Raw genomic sequence first — 12,481 nt, forward strand, 5'->3', positions numbered from 1 at the left:
CTCGATCCAGATCCACAGCGCGAACCCCGCGACCGCCGCGGCGAACAGGCCGAGCGTGCCCGGCGCCGTCCAGCCCCTTCGGGCCTTCCCGCTGGGCCGGCGGCCGGGGTCGTCCCGGCCGGGCCGGCGGCTAGCCGCCGGCCGTGGAGGGCTGGGTGGCCAGGCGGACGAGGTCGGCGGCGCGGACCTTGCCGACCTCGGTGCGGGGGAGTTCGGGAAGCTGGACGAAGCGGGCCGGGACCTTGTAGGGCAGGAGCTTCTCCCGGGCCGCCGCCGTCAGCGCCGCCGGGTCGAACGCCGCGCCCGGGTGGGTCACGACGAACGCCCACGGGACCTCGCCGAGCCGGTCGTCCGGGACGCCGACGACCGCTGCGTCGGCCACCTCGGGCGACAGCCGGATGACCTCCTCGACCTCGCCGGGGAAGACCTTGAGGCCGCCACGGTTGATCATGTCGGAGACGCGGCCCTCGATCCAGAGGAAGCCGTCGGCGTCGATCCGGGCGATGTCGCCGGTGCGGAACCAGCCGTCCGGGGTGAGCCGGTCACCGAGCGCCTGGCCGTCGGCGTAGCCGGCCGACACCGCCGGCGTGCGGACGTAGAGCTCGCCCGACCCGCCCGGCTCGACGTCGGCGCCGTCCGGGCCGACGATCCGCGGGACGACGCCCGCGTGTGGCCGGCCGATCGAGCCCAGCTTGGAGTCGCCGAACGCTCGCGCGTCGGCCGCGTTCCAGCCGACGATCTCGCCGCCGATCTCCGTCTGGCCGTAGCAGTTGAGCACCGTCACGTCGAACTTGTCCTTGAACATCCGCGCCCGCAGCGGGGACAGCGGCGCGGTGATCCCGCGGACGATGCGCAGCGGCGCGAGCGAGGTGATCGACTCGTCGTCGGTCAGCATGTTCATCGCGGCCGGCGGCAGCACGGTCGAGCGGATCTGGTGGCGCGCGACGGCGGTGGCGAACGCCTTCGCCGTGAACGTCGGCATGATGACGGCGGGCGCGCCGACCCGGAACGCGAACAGCACGTTGTAGATGCCGGCCGAGAGCGCCATCGACGTCGGGATGAGGTTCGGCATGGGCGCCCGCCGCTGGGCGAGCCTGTCCTTGGCCGCGTCGCCGACCAGCTTCGCCAGCACCGGCTCCAGCAGTGCCAGGTACCCCGAGTGCCGCAGCAGCACGGGCTTCGGTCGGCCGGTGGTGCCGGAGGTGAACTGCACCAGCGCGATGTCGGCGTCGTGCGCCGGCACGTCCGCCGGCGTCCGCCGGCCCGGCACGGCCTCGGCCCACGTCGGCTCGGCGGCGTCCGCGCCGCCGCCGGCGACGACGACCGGCAGCGCCCCGCCGGCGTGCCGGTCGGCCCACTGCGCCAGGGTGACGATCGCGGCCGGGCGGACGGCCTCGACCAGGTAGGCGATCTCGGCGTCGGCGGAGCGTGGGTTGAGCGGCACGTAGACGGCCTCGGCGGTCCACACGCCGAACATCGCCGCCACGACCTCGGCCCCGCCGGGCAGCATCACCGCGACCGGGTGGCCGGGGCGCACGCCCACGGCGCGCAGCACGTCGGCCAGCGCGGCGGCGCCGCGGCGCAGCGCCGCGCGGCTGACCTCGCGCTCCTCGACGAAGACCGCCGGCGTCGCCTCGTCGTCCTCGCGCGGTTCCAGCAGGTCGACGAGCCTCACGCCGAGTCCTCCGACCCCGCCGATGCCGCCGACCCCGCTGACGCGGCCGGGGCGGGCGCGTCCACCGCCGTCTCGTCGGCCCGCTTCGCGGCGGCGATCACCGATTCCGGCTTCGGCTCCGGTTCCAGCTCGGCCCAACCGGCCGGGCGCTTCTCGACGAACGCGGCCGGGCCCTCCAGCTGGTCGGGGTGGCCCCAGACGGAGACCAGGTGCGCGGCACCCGCCTTGCAGGCGGCGGTCAGGCCGTCCTCGAGCGCGCCCCACAGCGCGCGCTTGGTCGCGCGCATCGCGACGGGCGAGTTGCGGGCGACCAGCTCGGCGATCTCGGCGGCCCGTTCGCGCAGCCGGGCCGGCGGGTCGACGACCTCGCTGACCATGCCCAGCTCGTAGGCACGCGCCGCCGGCATCCGCTCGTGCGCGCCGACGAGCGCCATCCGCATCACCGGCTCGAACGGCATCTTGCGCAGCAGCGCCATCAGCTCGAACGAGACGACCTGGCCGACGGAGACGTGCGGGTCGAAGAACTTCGCGTCCGCGGCCGCGATGACGATGTCCGCGTCGGCGACGAAGTGGAACCCGCCGCCGCCGCACAGCCCGTTCACCGCCGCGATCACCGGCTTCTCGACCTTCTGGTGCCAGGCGGTGAAGTGCAGGTCGAAGATCTCCGCCTCGGCCCGGTAGCGCTCCATCCCGAGCCCGTCGGTGGCGATCTCGGCGACGTCGACGCCGGTCTGGAACGCCCGGCCCTCGCCGGTGTGCACGATGACCCGGACCTCCGGGTCGCCGTCCAGCTCCAGCCAGGCCTTGGCGAGCTCGTCGCGCATCCGGTTGTTCATCGCGTTCAGCTGCTTGGGCCGGTTGAAGATCAGCCAGCCGGCCCGGCCGCGCCGCGCCACCAGCAGCGTGTCGTAGCCCGGGTAGACATGGTCGAAGTCGGCGGCCGTGGCGGGCGTGCCCGGCGCGCCCGAAGCCGTCGACCCGGTCGCGTCGGCCTGCGCCGGCGAGTCCGTCACGCTCATCTCCCTATGCCTCCGTAACCGGCAGGTTCGGCGCGTGCCCCGGTGTCCGCGAGGCGAGCACCTTCTCGTGTTCGCTGTCCCGGTCGAGCGGCGCCCAGTGCGCCGCGCGCTTCTCGACGAACGCCGCCGGGCCCTCGACCTGGTCGGGGTGGCCCCACAGCCCGACGAGGTCCGCGGCCGCCGCCCGGCAGGCCTCGGTCAGGCCCGCCTCCAGCGCCCGGTACAGCGCGCGCTTGGTCGCGGCCATCGCCGCCGGCGAGTTGCGGGCGATCGTCGCGGCGAGCGCCGCTGCCCGCTCGCGCAGGTCCTCCGGCGGGTCGACGACCTCGCTGACCATGCCCAGCTGGTGGGCGCGGGCCGCGCCGAGCGGCTCGTGCCGGCCCGCGAGCGCGAGGCGCATGACGGTTTCGGCGGCCAGCTTGCGGGCCAGCGCGATGCCCTCGAACGCCGTCGCCTGGCCGACGGAGACGTGTGAGTCGATGAAGCGGACGTCCGACGCGGCGATCACGACGTCCGCGTCGGCGACGAAGTGCAGCCCGCCGCCGACGACGCGCCCCTGCAACGCGGCGATCACCGGCTTGACGACGCCGCAGTGCCAGGCGGTGATCCGCAGCTCGGAGCGCTTGGTGCGCCGTGACTGCTCACGCAGGGCCGCCGGGTCGCGGTTGAGCTGGACGACGTCCAGCCCGGTGCAGAAGTCCCGGCCGGCGGCGACGTTGACGATGACCCGTACCGCCGGGTCGCTGTCGAGCTCCGCCCACGCCCGGGGCAGTTCCTCGAACATGACGCCGTCCATGGCGTTGCCGGCCCGCGGCCGGTTCAGCTCCAGCCAGCCGACTGGCCCGTCGTGGGTGACCCGCAGGGTCTGGTACTCCTCGGACATGTGCTCCGGCTCCGTGATGTGGCCCGACTGGGGGCGCCCGACAGGTCGCCCGGCCGCCTAGCTGCGCGGGACGTCCTTCCAGGGCTTGCCGCGGTAGGGGTCGGGCTCGCGGGGCAGGCCCAGCACCCGTTCGGCCAGGATGTTCTTGTTGACCTCGGTCGTGCCGCCCTCGATCGTGTTGGCCCGGCTGCGCAGCATGCCCTTCACCTCGTGCGGGAGCGACTCGGCGTAGATCTCGGCCGGGTCCAGCGGGGTGCCGTCCGGCCCGGCGGCCTCGGCGCCGGGGGCCAGGTCGGATTCCCAGGCCACGCCGTACGCGCCGAGCAGGTCGGCCGCGAGCGCCTGGGTGCGCTGGTTGAGGTCGCCCTGGTGGACCTTGCCGATCGAGCTCTCAGGCCCGGGCGCGAGCCCGGCGGCGACGGCCGCCCGGATCCGGTCGTTCGTCCAGGCGCGGATGCGCTCCTCGCTGTAGAGCCTGGCGATCTCCTGCCGGACGCCTGGCTCGTCCCAGCCGCCGGGCCGGTTCGCGGCGCTGACCTGCCTGGCGAGCCGGACCAGGTGCAGAGCGCCCGAGCCGCCGATCCGGTCGACGCCGCCCGAGCCGGAGCCGGACACCATCTGCCGCTCGCCGGACAGCGTCGCGCCGCCGACCCGCCAGCCGTCGCCGACCGCGCCGAGGCGCTGGCTGTCCGGTACGACCGCCTCGTCGAGGAACACCTCGCAGAAGTCGACCTCGCCGGTGACGTGCCGCAGTGAGCGGACCTCGACGCCGGGCTGGCGCATGTCGATCAGGAAGTACGTCAGCCCGTTGCGCTTGGGCACGTCGGGGTCGGTGCGGGCCAGCAGCACGCCGTAGTCGGCGAGGAAGCCCCAGGTCGTCCAGACCTTCTGGCCGGTGACGATCCAGTCGTCACCCTCGCGGACCGCCCGCGTGGCGATCGAGGCGAGGTCCGAGCCAGCGCCCGGCTCGGAGAACAGCTGGCACCAGACCTCCTCGTTGCGCACGATCGGCGGCAGGAACCGGCGCTTCTGCTCCTCGGTGCCGTGCGCGAACAGCGCCGCGGCGGCGTTCGCGAGCCCCAGCGGGTTGAGCCGGCCCAGGTTGTAAGGGCGCAGCTCCTCGTCGGCCGCCTTCGCCGCCGCGCCGGACAGCCCCAGGCCGCCGTACTCCGGCGCCCAGCGGGCCGCCACCAGGCCGGAGACGCCGAACACCGGGTACCAGCGCTCGTAGTCCGCCCGGCTGCGCACCTCGCGGATCGCCGCCCGCCCGCCGGCCGCCGCGGCCTCGCGCCAGGCGACCGGCACGTTCGCCTCCACCCACTCCCGCACCAGGACGCGGGCCTGCTCCGTCGAGGCGTCCGGCGCGAGCAGCAGCCGCCCGTCCGGGCCGACCGGGCCTTTGGCCTCGGCCGCGCCCCTCGGCGCCGCCGCGTCCGGGTCTCGCGGCGCGCCGCTCGCGCCCGGGGTCGTGGTCACCGACATCGCTGTCACCGGCCCTTGAAGTTCGGGGAGCGCTTGGCCGCGAACGAGGCCAGGCCCTCCCGGAAGTCCTCGCTGCGCGACGAGAGCTCCATGCCGAAGGCCTCGTTGCGCAGATGGTCGTCCAGGTTCGTCCAGGCGCCGACGTGCGTCAGCCACTTGGTCAGGCCGAGCCCGACCGTCGGGCCGGCCGCGAGCCGGGCGACGACGTCGCCCGTGGCCGCGTCGAGGTCCTCGGCCGCGGCCGCGGCGTGCACGAGGCCCCAGTCGACGGCGGTCGCCGCGTCGACCCGCTCGCCGAGCAGCAGCATCCGCCGGGCCCGCACCTCGCCGACCCGGCGCGGCAGCAGCCAGGTCAGGCCGCTGTCCGGGGTGAAGCCGCGCTCGGCGAACGGCGCCCAGAACCGGGTGTCCGCGGCGGCGACCGTCACGTCGGCGGCGACGGCCAGCGCCAGGCCGATCCCGGTCGTCCAGCCCTGCACCGCGCACACCACGGGGGTCTGCACGGAGCAGATCAGCGGGATCAGCCGGTGCGCCTGGTAGGGCAGCCGCCGCTGGATCGAGCCGGCCCGCGGCCTCGCGCCGCCGGCGGCGTTGCGCGCGACGATGTCCGCGCCGCCGCAGAAGTTCTCGCCGTTGCCGCGCAGCAGGATGACGCGGACGGCCTCGTCGGTGCCGGCCTGGGTGATCGCGTCGATCAGCGCGTACATCATCGTGTCGTTGATCGCGTTGCGCTTCGTTGGCCGGTCCAGGGTGAGCCGCAGCACCGGGCCGTCGAGGACGACGTCCAGGCCCGGAACGCTCTCGTAGGCGGGCCCGGCGACCTCGCTCGCGCTCACCGGAACTGCTCGACGATGGCGTCGAGGGTGTTCCGCAGGTTGCCGGTGCCTCCGGGCGGGTCTGGCAGGGAGACGGCGCCGCGCTCCCGGCTGGGCAGCAGGATCGTCGCCGTTCCGGGCGTGGTGAGCTCCCCGCGCTGGTTGGTCGCCGAAAGCTCCAGATCGACGGCGGGCCGGCCGCCGGTCGCCAGGTACTTCTGCACGACCGTGCCGCGCAGCCACTGCGTGTCGCCCACGTAGTTGAACTTGCGGAACTCGCAGGAGAGCTTCCACAGCCAGGCGTCGTCGCCCATCCAGTCGGTACACAGGTGGATGAGCCAGGTCTCGCGCATCCGGCCGTAGTCGTAGGTCGTCGGGTTGCCGGCGCGGCGGGCGAGCTCCGGGTCCCAGTGCACCCGCTGCTGCACGTCCGGGATGTTCAGGTCGTCGCGGTAGTAGAACGACGGGATGCGCCGGCGGTTCGTCAGCGCGAGGCGCAACGGGGCGACGCCGTAGAGGCCCATGCCCATGCCGACATGCCAGCAGACCATGTCGGTGACGCGCAGCGGGCCCTTCACCATCGGCCCCACCTGGTCGCCGACCTCGACGTCCTCCCAGTACCGCGGGTCGCCGCCGCGCCGGGCGGAGACCTCCGCGTCGTAGGCGGCCTCGATCTCGGCGATCTGCTCGTCGGTGTACCGCTGGGGCTCGATCTTCGTGTACTTGCCGCGTTCCCGCGCCTTGCGCCGCTCGGTGCGGACCATGTTGCGGTACTGCCCCGACAGCGGCGTGCCGGTCTCGTCCATGAAGACCTGGCCGCCCCACTCATGGACCGCGCGGCCGGCGAACTCGCTCACCTTGTCGTGCACCCCGACGAGGGCGTTGCGGCGGAACACGCGCAGGCCTGGCCGCAGCGGCGCCCACCACTCCCGGGACGCCGCGGAGTAGAAGGCGTGCACCCCGCGCAGCGGGTCGCCCTTCATCAGGTCGCGCAGGTGGTCCGGGATGCGGGTGACCTCGTCCTCGCCGACGAGGGTGTCGCCGCCGACGAGCGGCGGCGGGGCGATCGGCCCGCCCCAGCTCGACGCGGCCGCGTAGTCCTCGTCGCACCACAGCGGGTTGTCGTCGCCGTAGCAGCGGGCCACGTTGCGAAACGCGTCGACGTTCGGCCGCCGGTACTGCGGCGGCGCGGTGTGCGGCTCGGGAACGCCGATCCGCGCGCGCAGCCGGGCGATCCCCTCATCGGTGATCGTCCCCCCGGGCCTGCGCGCCCTGCCCTCGGACGTCGCGGCCTCGCTCTTCGTCTCGCCGACGGCCTCGGGCTTGTCATCGGTCGCGGTGGCATCGCTGGCATTCGTGACCACGGATGGGGCCGCCTTTCGGTCTTACGGCCGGCTATGACGGTGAATCAGATAAACCCAGGTCGTAACGGTCAGAACCGAGCAACCGCGCTGACCCGGAGGCGCACCTCCGTGGAAGCCCACCACGAGCGAAGCGAGGTGGGCGCGCCCGCGGGGGCCGGCCTTGGTTCGTACCGTTCGAGCGTTTCGCAACCGCGCTGGCCCGGAGGCGCGCCTCCGCGGAGGCCCTCCCACGAGCGAAGCGAGGTGGCCCCTCCCGCAGGGGCAAGCCATGGTTCGTACCGTTCAAGCGTCTCGCGACTGAGCTGGCCCGGAGGCGTGCCTCCGCGGAGGCCCGGCCCCGAGCGAAGCGAAGGGGTTGGGCCGCAGCGGAGGTCGCCGGAGGGCACGTGAGCGGAGGAGGACGCGGCGCGGAGGTCCCTTGCTCGCTTCGCTCCCAAGGGGCCGGAGCGCCGCGCCCGCACGGAGCGAACCAATGTCACAGCCCCAAAAGCCGGGCCGCGTTGTCGCGGGCGATCTTGTTGATGTCCGCCTGCGGCAGGTGGCCGAACTGCTGGGCGGCGGCCTTCTTCGACTGCGGCCAGGTGCCGTCCTGGTGCGGGTAGTCGGTCTCGAAGACGACGTTGTCGACGCCGATCCGGTCGAGCAGGCCGACGCCCACCGGGTCCTTGAAGAAGCAGCTGTAGACCTGACGGCGGTAGTAGGTCGACGGCGGCTCGGGGCAGTGCAGCTGGCCGTGCGCCCAGCCGCGGTGGGTCAGCCACACGTCGTCGGCCCGGTCGAGCACGTACGGGATCCAGCCGATCTGCGCCTCGGCGTACATGAGCTTGAGGTCCGGGAAGCGGTGCGGCACGCCGGAGAACAGGAAGTCGACGAGGCTGCCGGCGCTGTTGCTGAACAGGACGGTCGCCTGCACGGCCTCGGGCGCGTCCGGTGCCGTCTGCATGGTCTTGGTACCGGACCCGATGTGCATCGACACGACGGTGCCGGTCTCCGCGCAGGCGGCGAAGAACGGGTCCCAGTACCCCGAGTGCAGGCTCGGCAGGTCCAGGTAGGCGGGAAGCTCGGTGAACGCGACGGCGCGCACGCCGCGGGCCGCGTTACGGCGCACCTCGGCGGCGGCCAGCTGGACGTCCCACAGCGGCACGATGCAGAGCGGGAGCAGCCGCCCGCCCGACGTACCGCACCACTGTTCGACCATCCAGTCGTTGTAGGCCTCGACGCAGAGCTTCGACAGCTCCTTGTCCTTGCCCCACAGGAAGATCTGCCCGCAGAAGCGCGGGTAGTTCGGGAAGGCCAGCTGCGCGGCCACCCCGTTGACGTCCATGTCGGCGATCCGGTCGGCCACCTTCCAGCAGCCGGGGCGCATGTCCTCGAACGTGATGCCGTCCATGGTGACCTCGTCGGCGGGGACGCCGGCGGCGGCGATGTAGCGCTTGAGGCTCGTCATCCGGCCCTCGTAGCTCCACCAGGCCACGTCCGGGCCCTCGGTGCCGGGCGCCTCGAGGTAGCTGGAGCCGACGAGCTTCACCTCGCCGGCCGGGGCCAGCACGACGCGCGGGCCCTGCTCGCGGTACTTCGCGGGCAGGCGGGAGCTCCACACGTCCGGTGGCTCGACGACGTGGGCGTCCATGTCGATGATGTCCGGGATCTTCGCCAGGACCGACGGGTCGACGTCGGGCCCGCCGACCACCTCGGGGAGCTGCTCTGTCGTCAGGTCTGTCATGGCCGCACACACCACCGATCCGGCTGAGTACCGCTCGTCACTGCCTGTTCCCCTCGCGCCGCGGCGCCCGCGGTTCGACCGTCGCGACCGCGCGCCACGACCAGCGATCGTCGGTTGATCCCGGCGATCGCTGGTGTCGGCAGGGCTCGCTGCGCTAGCATAATGTATACGATCTGCCCAGCCAACCGATTGCGCCGGCCCATCGGCCGGCGTCGCGGGTGGGTGCGGCGCCGGAGGGGGCGTAGCCCCCGTCCCCTCCGGCGCGGGCTGGGCGCGGCTGGCTGGCTGGACGAGACAGAGGTGGAGCATGCGGCTGCGGGACTCCGAGTCCGACGCGAGGTTCCGCAAGGAGGTGCGTGCCTGGCTGGCCGAGAACCTGCCCGTCCTCGGCCAGCCGCCCGCCTACGGCGACTGGCCGGCCAAGAAGGCCTATGACCAGCGCTGGCAGAAGATGCTCTTCGACGCCGGCTACGCCGGCATCGACTGGCCGACGGCCTACGGCGGCCGCGGCGCGACCGCGTCCGAACAGCTGATCTTCCTCGCCGAGTGCGCCGCCGCCGGCGCGCCCGACCTCGGGGTGCACTTCGTCGGCCAACTGCACGCCGGCCCGACGCTGATCGCCGAGGCGACCGACGAACAGCGCGCCTTCCACCTGCCGCGCATCCTGCGTGGCGAGTCGATCTGGTGCCAGGGCTTCTCCGAGCCGGGCGCCGGCAGCGACCTGGCGAGCCTGCGCACCAGGGCAGTGCGCGACGGCGACCACTACGTCGTGACCGGCAGCAAGATCTGGACGTCCTACGGTTTCGCGGCCGACTACTGCGAGCTGCTGGTCCGCACCGACCCGGAGGCCGGCAAGCACCGCGGCATCAGCTGGCTGATCATGCCGATGGACTCACCCGGCATCGACGTCCGCCCGCTGCGCACCATCCAGGGCGAGAGCGAGTTCGCCGAGATGTTCCTCGACGAGGTCCGCATCCCGGTCGAGAACCTCGTCGGCAAGGAGAACGACGGCTGGCGGGTCGCGATGGTGACCTTCAGCTTCGAACGCGGGACGGCGCTCGTCCGCGAGCTGCTCACCGCGATGACGATGGTCGACGAGCTCGCGACGCTGGCCAGGTCGCTCGGGCACGGGCAGTATCACTCCGGGCCAAAGGCGGGCCAGCGACGTACCGCCTGGGACGACGACGCGATCCGCCGCGAGATCGGCCAGGTCGCCGCCGAGCTCGACGCCATGTGGGCGCTCACCCGGCGCAACGTCACCCGCGCCGCCGCCGGCGGCGGGGTGCCGCCCGCGGGCGGCTCGGCGTTCAAGCTGACCTACTCAGAGGCGATCCACCACTTCGGCGAGGTCGCGATGAAGGTGCTGGAGCGCTACGCGATCAGCCTCGACGCGCTGCCGCTGAGCGGCGGCTCCAGCCTGCCGGCCGGGCGACACATCCTCGAGCACCTGCACGCGTTCGCGATCAGCATCGGCGCCGGCACCTCGCAGATCCAGAAGAACATCCTCGCCGAGCGCGTCCTCGGCCTGCCCAGGGAGCGGTGAGCGGTGCACTTCGACCTTGACGAGGACGCGCTCGCCCTGCAGGCGACCGTGCGCGACCTGTGCGCCGGGCGGCTGCCGCTGGAGGCGACCCGCGACTGGACCGACGCGGCGACCTTCGACCGGGCCGCCTGGCGGGCGCTCGCCGAGCTCGGCACCTTCACGCTGACCCAGCCGGAGGAGCGCGGCGGCCTGGAGCTGGGGGTCGCCGAGGCGGGGCTGGTCTTCCAGGTGCTCGGCGCCGAGCTGGTCCCCGGGCCGCTGGTCGCGGCGGCGCTCGTCGCCGACGTCGACGAGCGGGTCGGCGCCGGCGAGGCGTTCGCGACCGTCGTCACCCGCCCGCCGGCCGGCTCCGGCCCCGCCCGCGCGGGCGGCCCGTGGGTCGTCCCGCACCTGGACCTCGCCGCCGACGTCTACGTCGTCGACGACGAGGGAGTCTGGAAGGCGGCCGCGGGCGCGGTCGAGGGCACGCCGGTGCCGAACCCGCTCGACCCGACCACACCGATGTGGCTCGCCGGCGAGGTGCCTGCCGACGAGCGGGTCGGCGGGCCAGAGCTGGCGCGCGCCTGGCGGCTGCGCGGCTCGGTCCTCGCCTCGGCGCTGCTCGCCGGCAACGCGGGCCGCACCGTCGAGCTCGCCACCGCGTACGCCAAGCAGCGCGAGCAGTTCGGCCGGGTCATCGGCGGCTTCCAGGCCGTCAAACACCTGCTCGCCGAGGCGTTCACCCGCGCCGAGGTCGCCAGCGTCGCCGTCGACGCGGCCGCGGTCGCCCTGGACGAGGCCGCGGCCGGCGACGAGGACTTCGCGAGTTACGACGACCCGACGTTCAATCCCGTCCGCGCGATCGCCGGCGCCCGGGTGCTGGCGGCCAGGGCCGCGTCCCAGAACGCCAAGACGGCGATCCAGGTGCACGGGGGGATGGGCTTCACCTGGGAGACCCCGATCCACCTGTTCCTGAAGCGCGCGTGGGTTCTCCAGAACGCGTTCACCACCCCCGAGGAGGCGGCCGACACGGTCGCGCATTCTCTTTCCGAGAGGAAGGCCGCATGACCAGCTCGGCCGTCGCCGAGGGCGTCGAGGGTTCCGACGTCCCGCCGCGCGAGATCACGCTCGACATCACCGACGGGATCGCCACCATCACGCTGAACCGGCCGGACGCCGGCAACGCGCTCACCGGCGACCAGCGTGAGTCGATCATCAGCTGGCTCGACCAGTTCAACGAGGACCCGACGATCCGCTGCGTCGTCCTCACCGCCACCGGCCGGTTCTTCTGCACCGGCGCCGACCTGCGCAACCAGGCCGCCGGCCCGGTCCGGCCGGACGACGTACCGGAGAAGCTGGTCGGCGACGTGCGGCGCAACATGACCCGCGGCGCGATCCGGCTGATCCACTCGATCCTGGACTGCGAGAAGCCGGTCGTCGCCGCGGTCAACGGCACCGCCGCCGGGATCGGCGCCCACATCGCGTTCGCCTGCGACATCGTCATCGCCACCGAGAAGGCCAAGTTCATCGAGGTCTTCGCCCGCCGCGGCCTCGCCGCCGACGGGCTGGGCACCTGGCTGCTGCCGCGGCTGGTCGGCCTCGCCCGGGCCCGCGAGCTGATCCTGCTCGCCGAGGACCTCCCGGCCGCGCGGGCCGCCGAGATCGGGCTGATCACCCGCGCGGTGCCGGCCGACGAGTTCGCGGCCACGGTCGCGGGCATCGCCGGCCGGCTCGCCGAGGGCCCGACCCGCGCGCACAGCGTCAACAAGTGGCTGCTCAACCGTTCGCTCGACACCGACCGGCACAGCCTCGCCCAGGAGGAGGCCTGGATCGTCGACGTCATGTCGAACACCGTCGACGCCGGCGAGGGCGTCGCCAGCTTCGTCGAACGCCGCCCCACCCGCTTCCGCGGCTATTAATCCTGGTTCGCTCCGTCCGGGCGGCGCGCTCCGGCCCCTTGCTCGCTTCGCTCCCAAGGGACCTCCGCGCGCCGTCCTC

Annotated in this window: 10 protein-coding genes; 3 read left to right on the forward strand and 7 right to left on the reverse strand. The window is 73.6% G+C overall.

Translation table 11 applies throughout. The annotated features are described in order from the left end of the window. Nucleotides 1-130: 130 nt before the first annotated feature. From I6A81_RS42480 to I6A81_RS42510, 7 genes are all read right to left on the reverse strand, one after another. Entirely contained in the window at nt 131-1,675 is a 1,545-nt protein-coding gene (locus tag I6A81_RS42480) for a class I adenylate-forming enzyme family protein (RefSeq protein WP_203010537.1), read from the reverse strand. Next, nucleotides 1,672-2,577: an enoyl-CoA hydratase/isomerase family protein gene (locus I6A81_RS42485; RefSeq protein WP_407661489.1), complete on the reverse strand. Its 906-nt coding sequence runs from the start codon at nt 2,575-2,577 to the stop codon at nt 1,672-1,674. Before I6A81_RS42485 ends, I6A81_RS42480 begins: the two co-directional genes overlap by 4 nt. A 121-nt stretch (nt 2,578-2,698) precedes the next feature. Continuing rightward, nucleotides 2,699-3,577 (reverse strand): enoyl-CoA hydratase/isomerase family protein, encoded by an 879-nt coding sequence (locus I6A81_RS42490; RefSeq protein ID WP_203004975.1) that lies wholly within the window; start codon nt 3,575-3,577, stop codon nt 2,699-2,701. A 57-nt stretch (nt 3,578-3,634) separates the two neighbouring features. Then, nucleotides 3,635-5,059: an acyl-CoA dehydrogenase family protein gene (locus I6A81_RS42495; RefSeq protein ID WP_203004974.1), complete on the reverse strand. Its 1,425-nt coding sequence runs from the start codon at nt 5,057-5,059 to the stop codon at nt 3,635-3,637. A 5-nt stretch (nt 5,060-5,064) separates the two neighbouring features. Beyond that, nucleotides 5,065-5,847 (reverse strand): enoyl-CoA hydratase-related protein, encoded by a 783-nt coding sequence (locus tag I6A81_RS42500; protein ID WP_238429726.1) that lies wholly within the window; start codon nt 5,845-5,847, stop codon nt 5,065-5,067. A gap of 44 nt (nt 5,848-5,891) precedes the next feature. Continuing rightward, nucleotides 5,892-7,124: a hotdog family protein gene (locus I6A81_RS42505; protein ID WP_407661490.1), complete on the reverse strand. Its 1,233-nt coding sequence runs from the start codon at nt 7,122-7,124 to the stop codon at nt 5,892-5,894. 589 nt (nt 7,125-7,713) lie between these two features. After that, nucleotides 7,714-8,961: an amidohydrolase family protein gene (locus I6A81_RS42510; RefSeq protein ID WP_203004971.1), complete on the reverse strand. Its 1,248-nt coding sequence runs from the start codon at nt 8,959-8,961 to the stop codon at nt 7,714-7,716. Nucleotides 8,962-9,268: 307 nt separating this feature from the next. Between I6A81_RS42510 and I6A81_RS42515 the strand changes: the two genes are divergently transcribed. Genes I6A81_RS42515 through I6A81_RS42525 form a run of 3 tightly spaced genes read left to right on the forward strand, consistent with a single transcriptional unit; the run spans nt 9,269 to nt 12,402 of the window. After that, the gene (locus I6A81_RS42515; RefSeq protein ID WP_203004970.1) at nt 9,269-10,504 is read left to right on the forward strand and encodes an acyl-CoA dehydrogenase family protein; all 1,236 of its coding nucleotides are present in this window, start codon (nt 9,269-9,271) and stop codon (nt 10,502-10,504) included. Nucleotides 10,505-10,507: 3 nt separating this feature from the next. After that, nucleotides 10,508-11,551, forward strand: coding sequence for an acyl-CoA dehydrogenase family protein (locus I6A81_RS46005; RefSeq protein WP_203004969.1), 1,044 nt, complete (start codon nt 10,508-10,510; stop codon nt 11,549-11,551). After that, the gene (locus tag I6A81_RS42525; protein ID WP_203004968.1) at nt 11,548-12,402 is read left to right on the forward strand and encodes an enoyl-CoA hydratase/isomerase family protein; all 855 of its coding nucleotides are present in this window, start codon (nt 11,548-11,550) and stop codon (nt 12,400-12,402) included. Before I6A81_RS46005 ends, I6A81_RS42525 begins: the two co-directional genes overlap by 4 nt. Nucleotides 12,403-12,481 lie beyond the last annotated feature (79 nt).

It is taken from the genome of Frankia nepalensis (assembly GCF_016786325.1).
Classification (GTDB): domain Bacteria; phylum Actinomycetota; class Actinomycetes; order Frankiales; family Frankiaceae; genus Pseudofrankia; species Pseudofrankia nepalensis.